This window comes from Chryseobacterium joostei (assembly GCF_003815775.1).
GTDB lineage: Bacteria > Bacteroidota > Bacteroidia > Flavobacteriales > Weeksellaceae > Chryseobacterium > Chryseobacterium joostei.
Genome location: NZ_CP033926.1, coordinates 3,107,221 through 3,125,746, shown reverse-complemented (window position 1 = coordinate 3,125,746; position 18,526 = coordinate 3,107,221). Strand labels below are relative to the sequence as shown.

The following is an 18,526-nucleotide window of genomic DNA, read 5'->3' as shown; positions in this document are numbered from 1 at the left end:
TTAAGACTTTAATTTGACTTATTAAGTTCTAACAGCGGTTCTATATACTCCCTGTCATTACTTAACCTTGGTACCTTGTTCTGTCCTCCAAGTTTTCCTTTGGATTCAAGCCAGTGATAGAACAAATTATCTTTTGCAATATGTACAATAGGCCTTTTAAGGGTCATATTGTTGTATCTTTTTGCTTCGTAATCCGAATTAATGGTCTTTAGGTGCTGATCAAAAGCATCAATAAATTTATCGAGATTATCCGGATATTGACTGAATTCAAAGATCCATTCGTGAGCACCCCCTTCATTATTTTTCATAAAGACCGGAGCGCCGGTAAAGTCTGTAATCTGGGCGCCTGTATTTTCACACGCCTTTGAAAGAGCAGATTCTACGTTATTAATCATTAGCTCTTCCCCAAAAGCATTGATATAATGCTTGGTTCTTCCTGTTATTTTTATCCTGAAAGGGTTTGTGGATGTAAAGATAACTGTATCTCCGATTAGGTATCTCCATAGTCCGCCGTTGGTAGTGATAACCATAGCGTAGTTTTTCCCAATTTCCACATCCTCCAGACTTACTACCTTTGGATCTGAGAAATGAAACTGATCCATTGGTATAAACTCGTAGAATATCCCATAATCCAACATCAGAAGCATCTCATCACTATTGGATCTGTCCTGTATTCCAAAGAATCCCTCAGATGCATTGTAAATTTCGTAGTAATTGATGTTTTTTCCGATAATCTGCTTGTATTGTTCCTTATAGGGCTTAAAGCTGATTCCACCGTGGAAAAAGACCTCCAAATTAGGCCACAGCTCAGAAATACTTCCTACGCTGGTTTCCTTTAATACGCGCTGTAAAAGAACCATCATCCAGCTAGGAACTCCCAAAATACTTCCTACATCCTCATTTTTTACTTCCGAGGTAATTGCTTTCAGTTTGCTTTCCCATTCTCCCATCAAAGAAACTTTCTTGCTTGGGGTGGTGGTTATTTCTACCCAAAATGGGAGGTTATCAATTAAAATAGCAGATAAGTCGCCAAATTTTGTGTTAAAATCAGCATACAGTTCCGAACTTCCGCCGAGACGTAAATTTTTATAATTAAAAAGCTGATTTTCAGGATGGTTGTTTGCATAAATGGAAACCATGTCTTTTCCAGCCTTCATGTGACAATATTCAAGACTTTCTGCTGAAATAGGAATAAACTTGCTTCTTGCATTGGTTGTTCCCGATGATTTAGCAAAATGTTTAATCAGTCCCGGCCAGCTGACATCCTTGTGACCCTGGCGCGCCCTTTCAATATAAGGTTCAAAATCTTCATAGGTAACGATAGGGACCTTATTTTTAAAATCCTGATAGCTTGAAATAGAGTTGAATCCATGCAGTTTGCCATATTCTGTATCCTCTGCATGAAACAGTTGAGAAAACAATATACCTTTCTGTGTTTCAATGGGATGATCCATGAAATTTTGAATCTGGTCTATCCTTTGACGGATGAACCAGTTGACCACAGTATTGAAAAGTGCCTTGGTTGCCATTCCAACAAATATAATGATATTTGAATGTTTAGAGAATTTTTTTGTAATGTTAAATAAAAAAACCGTTACAAATTTTGTAACGGTTTAATATTGAGTTTATTGTTTATTAACAGTACTCGTCATAAGCAGCCTGAAGGTTTGCTGCAATAGCTCCCGCAGGGTTTCCTTCGATGTGGTGTCTTTCCAACATGTGAACCAATTCACCATCCTTGAAAAGCGCTACACAAGGTGAGCTTGGAGGAAATGGAGCAAGGTGTTTTCTTGCCTCAACTACAGCTTCTGTATCAAATCCTGCAAACACAGTTGTTAAATGATCAGGTTTTTTATCTCCAGTCAAAGAGTAAACTACTCCTGGTCTTGCAGCTCCCGCAGCACATCCGCATACGGAGTTAATAACCAATAATGTAGTTCCAGACTGCTTTAACGCCTCTTCTACCTGTGCAGGAGATGTTAAATCTTGAAAACCTTTATCTGTAAGTTCAGCCTTCATAGGCATTACTAAATCTGTTGGGTACATATATTTTGTTTTTTTTATCGCTACAAAGTTAAACATTTCTTTACGTTTGTTCAATACATAAAAACTATCAATGGATTAGTCAATATAAAATTAATTGAATATTAATAATTTAATAATATTCATAAAAATGTGAATTAAAATTAGGAATAATAAAATATAATTATTAAATTTGAAATGATTCTGAAAAACAAACGACCATGAAAAAAACATTTAAGGCTTTCCCTCAAGCAATCAGCCACTTATTATCTACTCGAATAGGGTAATAAGCTATCTTTTTTTTCAAATTTATTCAAAACAGAATAACACACTGGAATATCCACAAAAATGAAGCCCGAGACTCAAAAGTCCCGGGCTTCTTTAATCAAATCGATATGCAAAGGTTGTATATCCTTAGTTGGGGTATGAGATACGTGTTTGCGAGATTTGGAACTACTCCAAAACCCGAAACCCGGATCGCATTATGAAAGGAGTTTCTTAACCATCTCGGAAATACTTTTTCCGTCAGATTTTCCGGCTAATGCCTTTGAGGCTGCTCCCATTACCTTTCCTAAATCCTTAATGGATTCAGCGCCGGTGTCAGAAATTATGGTTTTAATTTCTGTTTCTAATTCTTCTGCTGAAAGTTGTTTTGGTAAAAACTTCTCAATTACTTTCATTTGAGCTTCTTCTACTTCAGCAAGGTCTTGTCTCCCTTGAGCAGAGAACTGTTCAAAAGAGTCTTTACGTTGCTTAATCATTCTCTGAAGAATAGCAATTTCCTGTTCTGCAGAAACTTCAGCACCTCTGGCTTCAGTTTTTAAAAGAAGAATTTGGGACTTTACAGCACGCAGAGAATCCAAGGCAACTCTGTCCTTTTCTCTCATTGCTGTTTTTATTGCGTCGCTTATTATATTTTCTAAACTCATTTTAATTAATTTACCAATGTAACAGTATATCAATGTACCAATTATAAAATGAACAGATTTGTTACAGTATTTGATTGGTACATTGTTACATTATTTTAGTCTACGTCTTTATTCAAGAATCTATTTTCTCTGATCTGCATAGAACCATTGTTGTCAGACATATAAGTGTTGATATTCTGGTCTGATGCATTGGTTCCGTCAATCGAAATATTTTTTCTTTTGAAAGCAGGAATAGACTCGAATTCACTTGTGCTGTCAAAGCTTTGATAACGGGAATTGAATTCTTTTAGTTTATTTCTTCTTTCTATTACCCTGTCCTGATCAATCGTTTTATTCACGAATGTGAACTCAGATTCTTCAGTTTTTGGGGTTTCGATTTCTGTTCTGGTTTCAAAAGCAGGCCTTGTTTCAGTTCTAGGCTCCTCTTTTTGGTAGAATGTCTCTATCTTTTGAGTAGGCTCTACAACAGCGCTTACCGGAGCACTAAACTCGGCTTTAGGCTGCCCAAAATCTGTCTTTGGCTCATTTCTAACAGGTTCATTCACAAAGAAGCTGAATTCAACAGGTTTTTCTTGTGAAGCTGAATTGTTGAATGTATTCCCTGATTGAGGCTCATCCTTTTTATTTTCAAAATCAAATGAGAAAGACTGAATTTCCAGGTCGTTTGGATCTTCGTCTTCTTCATCAATAGAGAATAGGCTGAAAGCATCCTGACCATCTTCGTCTTCATTTCTCCATTCCTGTTCAGGTGTGTTTACTGTATTTTCCTCTTTATCAAAGAATTTTATTTCCGTTCTGATTTCCTCTTCTTCAATAATCATTTTTTTTTCAGTAGACTTCATATTGAACTTGGGAGTATCATGGTCTTCGTCATCTAATCTGAAAAGGTTTTTTCCTCCGAAATCATGTGTTGCTTCAGGAGTTGATGCTCTTTCTTCTCTTGTTTTAAAGGGAGAGGATTTTGGAGCTTCAAAACTGTCATTAAGACTGATTCTGATTTTCTCTGTAGGACCAGAGAATTTCTTATTGTCATTAGAGAATCCTGTAGCAATAACAAGTACACTTACTGCATCTCCTAATTCCTCATCAGCACCTACTCCAAAAATGATGTCTGCAGTATTTCCTGCTTCTTTCTGGATGTGGTCCATGATGATACCAATTTCGTCCATTGTTACCTCTTCTGCACCACTTCTGATTAGCAATAGTACGTTTTTGGCACCTGTAATTTTATTGTCATTCAGCAATGGAGAATCAAGGGCCTTTCTTACTGCCTCTTCTGCTTTGTTTTCGCCTGAAGCTGTTCCTGTAGACATTAGTGCAGTACCAGAGTTCTGAAGTACAGATTTAGCATCTCTAAAGTCAATGTTTACATCAAAGTAACCCGTAATAACCTCTGCCATACCTTTGGCAGCATTGGCTAAGACTTCATCTGCTTTTGAGAATCCTTGCTTAAATCCAAGGTTTCCGAATTGCTGTCTTAATTTATCGTTATTGATTACAATTAATGAATCAACGTTGTTTTTTAATTTTTCCAGACCGTTTTCTGCCTGTTCCAGTCTTCTTTTTCCTTCGAAGCTGAAAGGAACTGTAACGATTCCCACAGTCAGTATTCCCATATCCTTTGCTACTTTAGCAATGACAGGAGCTGCTCCGGTACCGGTACCACCACCCATTCCGGCAGTGATGAACACCATTTTCGTGTTCTGTCCCATAGCTGCCTTGATATCTTCAATACTTTCGATTGCAGATTTTTCTCCTACTTCAGGATCTGCACCAGCTCCAAGACCTTCCGTGATGGAAGTTCCTAACTGAACTTTATTGGCAACGGGGTTATTATCTAGAGTTTGAGCATCTGTATTACATACCACGAAGTCAACTCCATGAATTCCTTTTTCGTACATGTGCTTTAGGGCGTTGTTACCACCGCCTCCTACACCGATTACTTTTATGATGGATGAATTCCCTTTTGGTAGATCAAATGAAAATCCTTGTGTACCTATATTTTCCATAACTATACTTTTAACAATTGATGAATGATGAGTGAAGGTGGATAAGTCAATTATCCGTTATCATCTATCATTTATACTTTATTCTACTTCTTCAAAGAATTTTTTTACTTTTTCCATAAGCGATTGTCCAAAGGTCAATTTCGCTCTTCTATTTTCCTGTTTCTGATCGGAAACGGGTTGTTCCTGAACGGGTACTGCCTGCTGAATTGGCTGAACAGTTTCTGCCTGTACGGATGTTGTCTCAGGTTTAGGCTGCTCATTTACCACTGGTTCCACTTCTTCATCTATATTCAGCCTCTTATCTCTGATCTTTAAACTCTCCATTAGTAACCCAATAGAGGTAGCAAATTCAGGGCCTTTCAGGTACTGATTCTTATCGTTGGCAATATATTCGTTTGCAAAACCGATTCTGCTATCAAAACCTGTTGTATAATTGGCTAACTGACGTAGATGTTTCAGGTTTGAACCACCACCAGTCAAAACGATTCCTGCAATCAGTTTTTTCTTTTGCTCAAAAGCTCCATAGGCTTTCAATTCTGTGTTAACCATTTCCAAAACTTCTTCTACTCTTGCGTTGATGATCTGAGCAAGGGTTTTTAAAGAAATTTCTTTATCTGGACGGCCGTGAAGCCCCGGAATTGTTACAAAAGTACTGTCTTTTTCTAATTCTGGCACAGCCGAACCGAATTTTACTTTCAATTGTTCTGCATGTTTTTCAATAATAGAACAACCTTCTTTGATATCTTCGGTAATAATTCCGCCTCCATAAGGGATAACACAGGTATGACGGATGATATTATCTTTAAAGATAGCAATATCTGTGGTACCACCACCAATATCTACAATTGCTACTCCTGCTTCTTTTTCTTCTTTGGTAAGAACGGCTTCGGAAGATGCTAATGGCTCCAAAGTAAGGGCCTCCATTTCTAGCCCGGCTTCACGAACGCATCTTGCTATATTTCTGATGCTTCCCATCTGCCCAACTACAACATGGAAGTTAGCTTCTAAACGTTTACCGTGCATTCCTACAGGCTCTTGAATTTCACCTTCGGAATCTACTTTATATTCTTGTGGAAGTACATGGATAATTTCTTCTCCAGGAAGCATAACGAGCTTCTTGACCTGATCTTTTAATGCTTCAATGTCATCATCTGTAATAAACTTATCCGGATGTTCACGCATAATATAATCGGAATGCTGCAGAGAACGAATGTGTTTTCCAGCAATACCTACCGTAACTTTGCGGATAGGAACTCCAGCACTGGATTGTGCTTCGGAAACTGCGGCCTTGATTGAATTAATAGTTTGTGAAATATTATTCACAATACCTTTATGAACACCAAGACTTTTAGCTTTTCCTACACCGAGAACTTCTATTTTCCCGTGTGCATTCCTTCTTCCGACAATCGCGACTATCTTTGTTGTCCCGATGTCCAGACCTACTGAATACTCTTGATTTTCCATTTTTTATATCGATTTGATTTTTTTCTACTTTTTCTATAATTAGGACTGAGTCCTACTTTGTGCTGAATTATTCTATTTTCACCTTTGATTTCGGCTTTGGCTTGGACTGTGCCGGGGCCGTTGTTTTTTTATCTGTTTTTTTTATTTCCTTTTGTTGTGTTTTCGGTTTTGCGCTTTCTTTCGGTTTTGCCGAAGCTGTATTTGTTTTTTTTATTTCTGTTGCCTTTGGCTTGGCTTCCTGTTTTTTTGTGGTTGCCATTGAGGTAGGAACTTTAGCCAATTCCTGTTTCCCTGCTTTCAGGATACTGTCGTTTTCCTTGAAATAAGGGTTTAGGGTGGTTACAATCTGGTTTTGATATTTTACAGAAACCATATTGTACTTTTGAGGATCCTGATATACCAGATATTTTTCTACAAAGGTTTTAAATCCTTTTACTTTAAAATCAATATTATCTAAATCTCCAATCTCTACTCGGTAATTTCCTTCGCTTGTCAGAAGATTGTAGCTTTCTTTATATTTTGAAATTCCAATAAAGAATTTCTTGCTGAAATCATCTTTGTCAATTTTTCCGACCAATTCTGCCAGTTTCTCATATTCATCCGGCCGTACATCTCCTGTAACCAGCATACATGGATGCGAATATGTTTTTGAAATAGGAAATTCAACTCCTTTCTCATCTACATAGAAATCTTTTCCATCTTTATTGAGTCTGAAAACAGGAACTCTCTGCTTGATATCCAGATTCAACTTTCCGTTTAAGTTTAAGTAGACATTCGCACTGTCTACGGCAGGAAGTGAATTGATCTTTTTTTCTAATGCGGGAATATTAAGCTCCCCAACTTTTCCAGATGGGTTTTCCTTTTTTACAATCTCTCTGATATCTTTTTCATCAACAAAGTAAACCGGAGTTTTTTCATTCATTTTTACAGAAATCTTATTGTCAGTAATCTGCTGGCGGCCGAATCTCTTCAATGAGAAACTCAGCAACAATCCTAGGATGATTACTGTGACAACAATTTTTAATATTCTGTACTTATTTTTCATACATTCTTTGTATTCATGTATTTATGTAAAATGTATTCATGAATACGTAAATACATTATTATTTTTACAATTTATTTACAACTCGTTTTACTCCATTTTTGAATAACATTGAATGAAAGTTCAAAATCATTCCGAGTTTTATGTTTGTTATTCTTAAATAATTTAAAAGGTGAAAAAAATGATAATCATTAATCTCCTGAACTGCTTTTATTTCAATTATTAATTTGTTTTCAACTAATAAATCTACTCTGAACGCTTTAGATATCTTTAATTCTTCATATTCAATGTCAATGTTTTTTTGACTTTCTACATTCAATCCTCTATTTTTTAGTTCATAAACTAAGCACTCTTCATATACATTTTCATAAAGTCCAATTCCAAGCGTACGATGTATTTTCATTCCAGCACTGAAAACAATCTCTGAAATTTCATTTTCTATCATACATTTTGTGTTTTTTGTTTAACGCTATGATCGCAAAGCAATCTGTTTATTTTTCCGTTCGCGAGGGCGTTTCAGTCAGCGAGGGCTATAACTTATATAATTTGTTTTCTCATTTGCTAAGTGAAACGCCTTTGCGAACGATTTTATATTTTTCTTTGCGAGCATTGCGTTTATATTCAAATTTTCTCAATCCATTCACAAATAGGGTCATACAGGGTATCAATGTTTCCTGCACCTACTGTAAGGAGGATGTCAAAATCTTTTTCTTTTATTTTTTCAAAAGCATCGGATAAATTCGATACTTCTTTTTTATCTAATGTTACTTTTTCCAATAACCAACTTGAAGTAATTCCTTCAAAGTTCCCCTGAAGCTCTCTTGCCGGATAGATATCCAGTAAAATCAGTTCTTCAGCCTTGCTTAGGCTTTCTGCAAATCCATCCGCAAAATCTCTTGTTCTACTGAACAAATGGGGCTGGAAAACAACCAATAATTTTTTATCAGGATAAAAAGTCTTGATAGAACCCACTACGGCATTAATTTCCGTTGGATGATGAGCGTAGTCATCAATATAAATTTTACCGTTTTCGTAAATATGTTTGGTATATCTTCTCTTAATTCCTTTAAAATTGGCAATTGCCTTTTTCAGCGTATCAAAATCTGCGCCCAAATTGTGTAAAATAGCTAATGCTACTGTTGCATTTTCTACATTATGAATCCCAGGTATTTCCCAAACAAAATCTTTTATTGTTTCTGTGGGAGTATGGAAGTCAAAATAAATCTTATCATGATCCATACGCAGGTTATCTGAGTAATAGTCTGCCTTTTCATTCACGGCGTAGGTTTGATGCCCTCTGCCGATTTCAACTCCTTTTCTTACAAATAACTTTTTATCTTCCGGAACTAGTGCTGCAAATTGTCTGAAGCCCTCTTCAATATGGTTCTTATCACCATAAATATCCAAATGGTCTGCATCGGTAGAAGTTACTACTGCCCAGTCCGGAGAAAGGTTCAGGAAGCTTCTGTCATACTCATCTGCTTCTACTACGGAGTAGGTGGAGCCGTTGTATAGGAAGTTTGATTTAAAGTTCTCTGAAATACCTCCCAAAAAACATGAGAACGGTAAGTTAGCTTCTTTACATAAGTGGGAAACCAGTGTAGATGTTGTTGTCTTTCCGTGGGTTCCTGCTATAGCAATACAGTCTGTGTTTTCTGTGATTAACCCTAAAACTTTTGCGCGTTTTAAGATCTCAAACTGATTTTCATTGAAGTAGTCTAAAATTCCAAGCGTTTTGATAGCCGGCGTGTAGATTATCAATGTATTTTCTTTTTGAAGAGAAGTGATTTTTTCGTCAATAAGATCTTCGAAAACAATATCAATTCCTTCGTTCATTAGATTTTGAGTAAGCTTGGTATTGGTTTTATCGTAGCCCAATACATTTTTTCCGGATGCGTGGAAATAACGCGCTAATGCACTCATTCCGATACCTCCGATTCCAACGAAGTAAAAATTTTGATATGTTTCTAAATTGCTCATTCTTTTCCTTGTATTGATGTATTCATGTAAAAAGTATTGATGATTTTCATTAATATTTTTTACAATTTTACTTTTTACATTAATTTAAATATCTCATCTACAATCTCTTTTGCAGCATTTGGCTTGGCAAAATATTTCAGATTGTCGGACATTTCCTTTCTTACACTTTCTTTTTCGCAGATTTCTGATAATGTATTCCAGAATTTTTCCTGCATTTCAGAGTCTTTTACCATTCTGGCTGCATTTTTTTCAACCAGATTCATGGCGTTTTTGGTTTGGTGATCTTCCGCTGCAAAAGGGAAAGGAACCAATAATACCGGTTTTTGTGCTACAGCCAATTCTGAAATGGCTATGGCTCCGGCTCTTGAAACGATGATATCTGCAGCAGAATAGGCCAGTTCCATGTCTTTGATAAATTCAAGGATCTGAATATTTCTGGTTTCTGTATCTTTTGTTTCTTCTAAAATATCTTGATAATCAAGCTTTCCTGTTTGCCAGATAAGCTGATAATTTTTGTCTAAAATATCCTTTAAATGAGACTTCCAGGCATTATTCAATGTTCTGGATCCTAAAGATCCACCTACAGAAAGAATCGTAAGCTTGTCTTTATTTAATCCCATTTTTTCCTTTGCCTGAATGGTTTCCTGCATTCCTGAAATAATGTTTTCACGAATAGGATTACCCAGAAACTTAATTTTTTCTGCTGGAAAACCTTCTACTTTTGGATAGGCTGTAAAAACAGCTTTTGCTTTTTTACTTAGGATTTTATTGGTTACTCCCGCATGGGCGTTCTGTTCCTGAATAAAAATTGGAATGCCCAATTTACTTGCCTCATACAAAGCCGGTCCACTTGCAAAACCACCTGTTCCAACAGCAAAATCCGGAGCAAAGTTTTTAATGATCTTTTTGGACTTTGATAAACTTTTCAAAATCTTGAAAGGTAATCCCAAATTGGATAACATGTTTCCTCTGTCGATTCCGGCGATATCTATTCCTTCTATTTTGTAGCCAGCCTGAGGAACTTTTTCCATTTCCATTTTTCCGTTGGCTCCAATGAACAAAAATTCTGCATCAGGAAATCTTTTCTTGATTTCATCCGCGATAGCGATGGCAGGGAAGATATGTCCTCCTGTTCCTCCGCCTGATAATAATATTTTTAGTTTTTTGCTCATTTAAATTAATGGGACTCTGTCCTACTTTTTGGTTATGCGATATCGTTTATTTCTGCTATACTTTGTTTTTTACCCATTCCTTCTTCATCATAAATTTGAATTCTTGAGCTTATATTTAAGATAATTCCTAACTGTAAATAAGTTACCAGCATGGAGGTTCCTCCGTAACTGATTAATGGTAAAGGCTGTCCTGTTACCGGGATCAGATTAACAGCAACGGCAATATTTACCGCCAGTTGTATAAAGATCATTACCCCGAGACTGAGCACGAGCAAGGATCCGAAGAATGCCGGCATTTTACTGGCGATCATTACAATCCGTATCATCATGATCAGATAGAGACTGATCAAAAAAGCTGCTCCGATTACTCCATATTCTTCTACAATTACGGCGAAGATAAAGTCGGAAGCAGACTGAGGAAGCATTTGCTTTAATGCACTTTTTCCAGGTCCCATTCCGGTAATCCCACCGTGAACGATGGCTGCCTTGGCCTGCATTACCTGATAATTCTTGGCTTTTACGCTTTCATCATCGGTATCTGCTGATTTTGCCTTGCTTGATGTAAAGGTTTCAATACGGCTCATCCATGTATGAACACGGTTTCCACCAATCATATTGGTATTCAATGCGATTAGTAAGAACAATATAATGGCTATAAACGAGGCAGAAATGAAGCCTGCAATGTATTTCCAGTGAAGCTGTCCTATAACTAGAACAATCACGGAAACCATTAAGATCATTAATGCTGTAGATCCGTTATCTTTTGCAACCAGAACAAATACGAGAAGAATAGGCCCAAAGATATACATGATGTTCTCTATAGGAAGCCTTTCTCTTGTGATCTTTTTGGTTAAATATCTACACAAATAGATGATTAGCATCAGGAATGCAAAAGACGATGGCTGGAAAGAGATTGGTGTTCCCGGAATCTTCAGCCATCTGGAAGCACTGGCTCCATCAATTGTTTGTCCGGTAAACATGGTAACAACCAATAAAACGATCATAAGGCCAAGCAGAATACTGCTGAGCTTTCCGATGTATTCATATTTTACGGTTCCTACGAGTCTCATGATTCCTAACCCTAAGACTACAAAGAACATATGCTTAATAACGTGGCCTGTAGTGGTTCCGTTATTAACAATATATTCCAGATTTGAACTTGCAGAATAAACAGGGAAAATAGAGAAAATGGAGATCACAAGAATGACCATCCAAAGTACTTTATCGCCCTTTAGAAATTCAACTCTGCTTTCTGTGTTCTGCTCGTCCATATTTTTTGTATTGATGTATGATGTACAAAGTAAAATGTACTTTTTACATCCGACATTTTATTTTAATACTTGTTCTTTAAACTGACGCCCTCTGTCTTCATAGCTTTTGAATAAATCAAAGCTTGCACAACATGGTGATAGTAAAACAGTTTCGCCATTTTTAGCCAATGATTTGGATATTTTCACGGCTTCTTCCATGCTGGAGGTATCATAAATAAATTCCTTTTTTCCTTTGAAGAAATCTATAATCTTTTTATTGTCAATTCCCAGGCAAACAATTGCCTTTACTTTTCTTTTAACTAAATCCTCTATTTCTGTATAGTCATTTCCTTTATCTAATCCACCCACAATCCATACGGTTGGGGTTTTCATGCTTTCCAGGGCATAATATGTTGCATTCACATTGGTAGCCTTACTGTCGTTGATGTATTTAACACCCTCTATTTCAGTTACAAACTCCAGCCTGTGTTCTACTGCCTGAAAAGTCATTAGGGAATGTCTAATGCTTTCATTGTTGATTTTCAGTATTTTACCAGCTATTGAAGCTGCTAGGCTATTAGCTACATTATGGTTTCCAAGTAAGGATAATTCTTCAACTTTCATTGAGAATTCATCCTTCATTTTTACCACAATTTGATCTTCGTTGACAAAACCTCCTTCTTCCAGCTTTTCTTTTGTAGAGAAGGGGATCATTTTCGCTTTTATTTCCAGCTTCTCAAGAAGGTTTTTGCTCATTTCGTCATCTTTGTTGTAGATGAAGAAATTGTCATTCTCTTGGTTTTCAGTTATTCTGAACTTTGCCAAGGCATATTCTTCATAGTTGTAGTTGTACTGATCCAGGTGATCCTGAGATAGGTTCAACAATAAAGAGATATAAGGTCTGAAATTCTGAATATCATCTAATTGGAAAGAACTTACTTCCAAAACATAATATTCGTGGTTTTCATCTGCAACCTGTTTTGCAAAGCTGTATCCTATATTTCCTCCTAAACCTACATTTAACCCGTCGTTTTTCAGGATGTAGTAGATCAGGGAAGTGGTCGTTGTTTTTCCGTTGCTTCCTGTGATGGCAATAATCTTTGCGTCTGTAAATTCAGAGGCAAATTCAATTTCTGAGGAAAGTCTTATTCCTTTCTCATGAATTTTATAGATAATTTCAGCCTTTTTTGGAATTCCCGGGCTTTTTACAATCCAATCTGCATTTAAGATTCTTTCTTCGTCGTGGTTTCCTTCTTCAAATTCAATTTCATTTTCTGCAAGAAACTGTTTATAGTTATCCTTAATGGCTCCTTTATCTGAAAGAAATACTTCCAGACCTTTCTTTTTTGCCAAATAAGCAGCTCCACATCCGCTTTCTCCTCCTCCTAAAACAACTATTTTCATATTTAATCTTTTTTGTAAAATGTAAAATGTAAAACGTACAATGCGTTTGGTGTCCTTACATCAGTACTTTCTACTTTTTACAAAAATTATCTCATTTTTAGTGTGATCAGACAAACAATTGCCAGTATTACTCCTATGATAATCATTCTGTTAACGATTTTACTTTCGTGAAATCCGTCTTTCTGATAATGGTGGTGTAATGGTGACATTTTGAATAATCTATTGTTTTGGGCATATTCCAACCCGTATTTTCTTTTTCTGTATTTGAAAACGATAACCTGTAGCATTACGGATAGGTTTTCAATTAAGAAGATTCCGCATAAAACAGGAATCAACAGTTCTTTTCTTAAAATAATTGCTAAAACAGCAATTACTCCTCCCAGCATTAAGCTTCCCGTATCTCCCATGAAAACCTGAGCAGGATAGGTATTGTACCAAAAGAATCCAATCACAGCACCCACCATGGCAACTGCAAAAATGGTGGTTTCTCCCATATTCGGAAGGAACATGATATTCAGATAATCTGCAAAGATGATGTTCCCGGAAAGATAGGCAAAGAGGGCGAGGGTGAGCAGTATAATGGCACTGGTTCCTGCGGCGAGGCCATCTATTCCATCGGTGATATTGGCTCCATTTGAAACAGCTGTTACAATGAAGATAACTATGGGTATAAAGACAATCCATGCCCATTCGTGGGCATCTTTTTCATTCATCCAAAACAGTATTCCGCTATAATCAAATTCATTGTTCTTTGCGAATGGAACGGTGGAAACGGTAATTTTTTCTGTAGGCATAAAGTTTTGCTCTACATTGTTTCTGTTCACCACCTTTGCATCTGCATACTTTCTTTTAACGGTGATATCCGGGTGGAAATACATTGTAATTCCGACAATTAAGCCTAAACCAACTTGTCCTACTATTTTAAACTTACCACTAAGTCCGTCTTTATTTTTCTTGATTTTCTTTAAATAATCATCCAAAAATCCAATAGCCCCCATCCAAAACATGGAAACAAGTAACAATACGATATAGACATTGGCGATTCTTGTAAACAGCAATACCGGAATAATGGTTGCCAAAATGATGATAAGACCTCCCATGGTAGGAGTTCCTTCTTTTTGCTTCTGTCCGTCTAATCCAAGGTCACGTACTAATTCACCCATCTGCTTTGTTCTAAGGTAATTGATTACTCTTTTACCGTAGACAAGAGCAATAATTAAAGAGAACAGTACAGCCATTCCGGCACGGAAGGAGATGTATTTCAACATTCCTAATCCCGGAACGTGAATTCCATGGTCGGTTAGATATTCGTATAGATAGTATAGCATGTTTCTTTTTAATTTAAATCTTTAAATGAGTTTAATCTTTCAATCTATTTAGACATTAATCTCCAAAGCTCATTGATTGTCTCTTTGTCATCAAAATGATGTTTTACACCATTTATCTCCTGATAAGTTTCGTGGCCTTTTCCGGCTACGAGAACAATATCTTTAGGTTCTGCAAACTTTATGGCCATTTTTATGGCTTCTTTTCTGTCCGGAATTGAAGTGTATTTGCTGAAGTTTTGAGGTTCAACCCCCGCTTCAATCTCCTTAATAATTTGTGCGGGATCTTCTGTTCTCGGATTATCTGAAGTGATGATAGCCAAAGTTGATTTTTTAGTGGCAATATTTCCCATTTCAGGTCTTTTGGAGTGATCTCTGTCTCCTCCGCATCCGAAAACTGTTATTAATCTTTCGTTTTTTGTTCTGATATCATTAATGCTATCCAGAATGTTTTCCAACGCATCCGGAGTGTGGGCATAATCTACAATAAAGAAAATTCCTCCGTCTGACTTGAATGTCTCAAATCTTCCCGAAACTCTTTTCAGCTTACTGATAGCCTGAAGAATTTCATCTTGTTCAAATCCTAGCTCAGCAGCAATTCCGAAGACCAATAATAAGTTGTAAACATTGAATTTACCTGTCAATGTTGTCCAAAGTTCTTTTCCATTGAAATTCACCAACATTCCGTTGAAATCAACTTCCAGTAGTTTTCCATGGTAATCCGCCATCGTTTTCAAAGCATAAGACTTCTTTTTAGCCTTTGTGTTTTGAAGCATGACATTTCCGTTCTTGTCATCTAGATTGGTGATGGCAACGGCTGTATCTTCCAGTCCATCGAAGAATCTTTTCTTTGTTTTTAAATATTCTTCAAAGGTTTTATGATAATCTAAATGATCGTGGGTAAGGTTTGTAAAGCCTGCTACCTTGAAGTGAAGTCCTTCAATTCTGTTTTGAGCAATTCCATGAGAGCTTACTTCCATGAAGGCAAATTCACAACCTTTTTCAACAGCTTCAGCTAAGATTTTGTTGATGGTAATCACATCCGGAGTGGTGTGGGTTGCCGGAATAATTTCTTCCCCGATTCTGATTTCAACAGTTGAAAGTAACGCAGAAGGGTAGCCCAGATTGGTGAAAACATCAAAAAGCAGAGTAGAGACAGAGGTCTTTCCGTTGGTTCCTGTAACTCCTATCAGCTTAAGTTTCTGAGACGGATTTCCGTAGAAGTTGGAAGCAAGGTGGCCTAATGTCTTAGCAGAGTCTTTTACCTTTACATAGGTTACGTTTTCTGCTAATGTTTCAGGAAATTCTTCACATACAATGGTTGTTGCTCCTTTTTCAATAGAGGATGCTATGAATGTATGTCCATCCACAACCGTACCTCTCATGGCGATGTAAAGAGAGTTCTCCGAAACCTTTCTGCTGTCGAATACCAATTCAGAAACCTCACGGTTACTATCACCGTGAATTTCTACTACTGGAATTCTGTTTACTAATTCTGTTACTGTCATTTTTATCAATAGGATTTCGTCCTATTTTTGTTAAATCGCCCTTTTGGGACGGGTTCTTCTAATTTTTAATTTTGCAGAGATAAATATATTCTCTGGTTTTTACTGATGGTAGTGCCTTCCAACGGGAATTGTTCTTTTATTCTTCCAACTCCCTTGTAGTCAACTCGGTAGCCTAGGTTTTCCAATTGTGGAATAACATTTTTCCCGATTAACCCTACTACACTAGGCATCTGCTTGTTATTAACTGCTACTTTCACATTCGGCTCAACCATTTTGCTAAGGTTTACCTTTTTGTCTACAAGCATTTCTTTTTCAATATTCTGAGGAGTTTTCAGGAATGTTTTTCCTGCAATTTCCTTAAATACCGGCGCTGCTACCGGTCCTCCATAGAATCCTATTGATGTATTAGGTTCGCTTACCATTACATAGCAAGTATATTTTGGAGCATCTGCGGGATAAAATCCTGCAAATGATGCGCGGTACTTCATTGGGCCAGGAAGCCAGTATTCAAACCTTGCAGTTCCTGTTTTTCCTGCCATTTTCAGGTTGGGTGTGAAGATGCTTCGTCCTGTTCCTTTTTCTACAGCCTTGGTTAAGGCGCTTGTCATCATTTTAATGGCTTTTTCTGAGGCCATTTTGTTTACCATAACTTCAGGCTTTGCATTGTACATTACCTTTCCGTCTTTCATGATTTTATCGATGAATAATGGCTTAAGCATTTTACCTCCATTGGCAACTCCGTTGTAGAACGTTGTTAGCTGTAATAGGTTAACGTTTGAGGAGTAACCATAAGAGATAGAAGCCAGTGTAGCGGCGTTCCATCTTTTATTTTCAGGAGTTAGAATCTTAGGTTTTGTAATTCCCGGAAGTTCGATGTCCATTTTGTCGAATAATTTCCAACGCTTTAAATGGTCAAGGAAGATCTGTGGTTTCTCTGCATAATATTTTGTAATCAGCTTGGAGGTTCCTACGTTACTGGATTTAGCCAATACATCACTGATGTCATAAGTTCCACCGCCGTGACCGTCAGAAATTCTCTGCTTGGCATACGTCCAAACGCCATTTCCTACATTTACGGTTGTATTTTCATCGATGAAACCATCATCCATTGCTGCTAACAGAGAAATAGTCTTGAATGTGGATCCCGGTTCAATGTTGTCTTTTAAGGCATAGTTGTAAGAGTCTTCGTATTCGCCATCTTCTGTTCTTCTTAGATTAACCAAAGCGCGCACCTTTCCGGTTTCAACTTCCATAACGATTACGGTACCGTGTTTTGCTTCGTAATGAATCAGTTGTTTCTCCAGTGCAGAGTGTGCAATATCTTGAATTCTAAGGTCTAAGGTAGTGTATACATCTTCTCCATCCACAGGTTCCTGAACTTTCCAAAAGTCAATAGGCTTCCATTGTGAAGAATTGATTCTCTGTTCTAATCTTTTTCCGTCAGTACCGGTTAAATACTTTGAAAAAGCCCCCTCCAGACCGGATCTAAGCTCTCCGTTGTCTATACCAATGGTTCCTGCTCCAATTTCTGAGGTAGCAAGTTCTCTTTTGTAGTTTCTGTCAACAATGAACCCCCCTTTATTTTTACCTCTTTTGAAGATTGGAAACTTTCGGATTCTGTCGTATTGATCAAAATCAAGTCCTTTTACTAAGGTATAGTATTGGTTTTTCTTTTTCTTCTGTTCGTCAAATTTTTGTCTGAACTCTCCTCTGGATTTTCCGAACATTTTACTCAAAGAATCCGTTAAAGCCCCGATGTTGTTGCTGTAGATCGTATCTTTCATCGTTTTGAAGTCAAGATAGATGTCGTAGCGCATCACGGTTGTTGCCAAAATGGATCCATCTGAAGCGAATAAATTACCACGGGCAGCCTTTAAAGTGGCTTCACGATAGTTTTTATTAATGTAATCATCCTTAATCTCCTGAACATTGGTATTCTGAAGAATTACAATCCTTGCCAGGAACATTACAAACACGCACAAAGCTACCACTGCAAAGAGGTAGCCCCATCGTAAAGTTTTTTTACGCTTATTGTCGTATTCATTTTGCTTTTGCATCTGTACTGTCCAGTTTTATTAGCAATTTATGAGGATGGTTTTCCAGGGTCATTAATGAGTCCCGGGCAACCTCTTTCCCCAGCTCTGATTCCATTTTTACCTTGATCAGCTTACTTTGAGCGTAAGCGTTTCTCGATTTATATTCTTCTGTTTCTTCCTTTAAGGCGTTTACAATTCTAATTTTCTTGTTGACGAGGTGATTACTATAAATCATGGCCATCATCAAGATAAACAACAAGAGAAAATACCTGTAATGTATTTTGATCTCATCACGATTCAGAAAGTTTCCTTTTATAATGTCTATAAAAGTGAGTCTCTTCTGTGGGCGATTTGTTGTTCTTTTTGCCAATTTTATTTCAATTTG

The 18,526-nt window shown here is 37.0% G+C and carries 15 protein-coding genes; all 15 read right to left on the bottom strand.

Annotation, left to right across the window (positions count from 1 at the left end; genetic code table 11):
* Window positions 1–8: 8 nt before the first annotated feature.
* Window positions 9–1,529, bottom strand: coding sequence for a GH3 auxin-responsive promoter family protein (locus tag EG359_RS14160; RefSeq protein ID WP_076352813.1), 1,521 nt, complete (start codon window positions 1,527–1,529; stop codon window positions 9–11).
* 106 nt (window positions 1,530–1,635) lie between these two features.
* Window positions 1,636–2,046 (bottom strand): BrxA/BrxB family bacilliredoxin, encoded by a 411-nt coding sequence (locus tag EG359_RS14155; RefSeq protein ID WP_076352812.1) that lies wholly within the window; start codon window positions 2,044–2,046, stop codon window positions 1,636–1,638.
* 458 nt (window positions 2,047–2,504) lie between these two features.
* Complete coding sequence (locus EG359_RS14150; protein WP_076352811.1) at window positions 2,505–2,951, bottom strand: GatB/YqeY domain-containing protein; 447 nt, start codon at window positions 2,949–2,951, stop codon at window positions 2,505–2,507.
* Window positions 2,952–3,046: 95 nt separating this feature from the next.
* Window positions 3,047–4,960 carry a cell division protein FtsZ gene (gene ftsZ / locus EG359_RS14145; RefSeq protein WP_076352810.1) on the bottom strand — a complete coding sequence of 638 codons (1,914 nt, stop codon included), beginning with the start codon at window positions 4,958–4,960 and terminating at the stop codon, window positions 3,047–3,049.
* 78 nt (window positions 4,961–5,038) lie between these two features.
* The gene (ftsA, locus tag EG359_RS14140; protein WP_076352809.1) at window positions 5,039–6,424 is read right to left on the bottom strand and encodes a cell division protein FtsA; all 1,386 of its coding nucleotides are present in this window, start codon (window positions 6,422–6,424) and stop codon (window positions 5,039–5,041) included.
* 67 nt (window positions 6,425–6,491) lie between these two features.
* Window positions 6,492–7,469: a cell division protein FtsQ/DivIB gene (locus EG359_RS14135; RefSeq protein ID WP_076352808.1), complete on the bottom strand. Its 978-nt coding sequence runs from the start codon at window positions 7,467–7,469 to the stop codon at window positions 6,492–6,494.
* Window positions 7,470–7,533: 64 nt separating this feature from the next.
* Entirely contained in the window at window positions 7,534–7,911 is a 378-nt protein-coding gene (locus EG359_RS14130; protein WP_076352807.1) for a GxxExxY protein, read from the bottom strand.
* A 176-nt stretch (window positions 7,912–8,087) separates the two neighbouring features.
* Complete coding sequence (murC, locus tag EG359_RS14125; RefSeq protein ID WP_076352806.1) at window positions 8,088–9,446, bottom strand: UDP-N-acetylmuramate--L-alanine ligase; 1,359 nt, start codon at window positions 9,444–9,446, stop codon at window positions 8,088–8,090.
* A 74-nt stretch (window positions 9,447–9,520) separates the two neighbouring features.
* Window positions 9,521–10,618, bottom strand: a complete 1,098-nt coding sequence (gene murG, locus EG359_RS14120; RefSeq protein ID WP_076352805.1) for an undecaprenyldiphospho-muramoylpentapeptide beta-N-acetylglucosaminyltransferase — start codon at window positions 10,616–10,618, stop codon at window positions 9,521–9,523.
* Between the two features lie 32 nt (window positions 10,619–10,650).
* A complete protein-coding gene (locus EG359_RS14115) occupies window positions 10,651–11,889 on the bottom strand; it encodes an FtsW/RodA/SpoVE family cell cycle protein (RefSeq protein ID WP_076352804.1) in 1,239 nt (412 codons plus the stop codon).
* Window positions 11,890–11,946: 57 nt separating this feature from the next.
* Entirely contained in the window at window positions 11,947–13,272 is a 1,326-nt protein-coding gene (murD, locus tag EG359_RS14110) for a UDP-N-acetylmuramoyl-L-alanine--D-glutamate ligase (protein WP_076352803.1), read from the bottom strand.
* A gap of 86 nt (window positions 13,273–13,358) precedes the next feature.
* A complete protein-coding gene (mraY, locus tag EG359_RS14105) occupies window positions 13,359–14,600 on the bottom strand; it encodes a phospho-N-acetylmuramoyl-pentapeptide-transferase (RefSeq protein ID WP_076352802.1) in 1,242 nt (413 codons plus the stop codon).
* Window positions 14,601–14,644: 44 nt separating this feature from the next.
* Window positions 14,645–16,105 (bottom strand): UDP-N-acetylmuramoyl-L-alanyl-D-glutamate--2,6-diaminopimelate ligase, encoded by a 1,461-nt coding sequence (locus tag EG359_RS14100; RefSeq protein WP_076352801.1) that lies wholly within the window; start codon window positions 16,103–16,105, stop codon window positions 14,645–14,647.
* A 65-nt stretch (window positions 16,106–16,170) separates the two neighbouring features.
* Window positions 16,171–18,162, bottom strand: a complete 1,992-nt coding sequence (locus EG359_RS14095; RefSeq protein ID WP_076352800.1) for a penicillin-binding transpeptidase domain-containing protein — start codon at window positions 18,160–18,162, stop codon at window positions 16,171–16,173.
* Window positions 18,146–18,511, bottom strand: coding sequence for an FtsL-like putative cell division protein (locus EG359_RS14090; protein ID WP_076352799.1), 366 nt, complete (start codon window positions 18,509–18,511; stop codon window positions 18,146–18,148). Before EG359_RS14090 ends, EG359_RS14095 begins: the two co-directional genes overlap by 17 nt.
* Between the last annotated feature and the right edge of the window lie 15 nt (window positions 18,512–18,526).

Excerpts from the sequence above, each read along its gene's own strand:
- EG359_RS14160 (WP_076352813.1), bottom strand. The coding sequence starts at position 1,529 with ATGGCAACCAAGGCACTTTTCAATACTGTGGTCAACTGGTTCATCCGT.
- EG359_RS14155 (WP_076352812.1), bottom strand. The coding sequence starts at position 2,046 with ATGTACCCAACAGATTTAGTAATGCCTATGAAGGCTGAACTTACAGAT.
- EG359_RS14150 (WP_076352811.1), bottom strand. The coding sequence starts at position 2,951 with ATGAGTTTAGAAAATATAATAAGCGACGCAATAAAAACAGCAATGAGA.
- ftsZ (WP_076352810.1), bottom strand. The coding sequence starts at position 4,960 with ATGGAAAATATAGGTACACAAGGATTTTCATTTGATCTACCAAAAGGG.
- ftsA (WP_076352809.1), bottom strand. The coding sequence starts at position 6,424 with ATGGAAAATCAAGAGTATTCAGTAGGTCTGGACATCGGGACAACAAAG.
- EG359_RS14135 (WP_076352808.1), bottom strand. The coding sequence starts at position 7,469 with ATGAAAAATAAGTACAGAATATTAAAAATTGTTGTCACAGTAATCATC.
- EG359_RS14130 (WP_076352807.1), bottom strand. The coding sequence starts at position 7,911 with ATGATAGAAAATGAAATTTCAGAGATTGTTTTCAGTGCTGGAATGAAA.
- murC (WP_076352806.1), bottom strand. The coding sequence starts at position 9,446 with ATGAGCAATTTAGAAACATATCAAAATTTTTACTTCGTTGGAATCGGA.
- murG (WP_076352805.1), bottom strand. The coding sequence starts at position 10,618 with ATGAGCAAAAAACTAAAAATATTATTATCAGGCGGAGGAACAGGAGGA.
- EG359_RS14115 (WP_076352804.1), bottom strand. The coding sequence starts at position 11,889 with ATGGACGAGCAGAACACAGAAAGCAGAGTTGAATTTCTAAAGGGCGAT.
- murD (WP_076352803.1), bottom strand. The coding sequence starts at position 13,272 with ATGAAAATAGTTGTTTTAGGAGGAGGAGAAAGCGGATGTGGAGCTGCT.
- mraY (WP_076352802.1), bottom strand. The coding sequence starts at position 14,600 with ATGCTATACTATCTATACGAATATCTAACCGACCATGGAATTCACGTT.
- EG359_RS14100 (WP_076352801.1), bottom strand. The coding sequence starts at position 16,105 with ATGACAGTAACAGAATTAGTAAACAGAATTCCAGTAGTAGAAATTCAC.
- EG359_RS14095 (WP_076352800.1), bottom strand. The coding sequence starts at position 18,162 with ATGCAAAAGCAAAATGAATACGACAATAAGCGTAAAAAAACTTTACGA.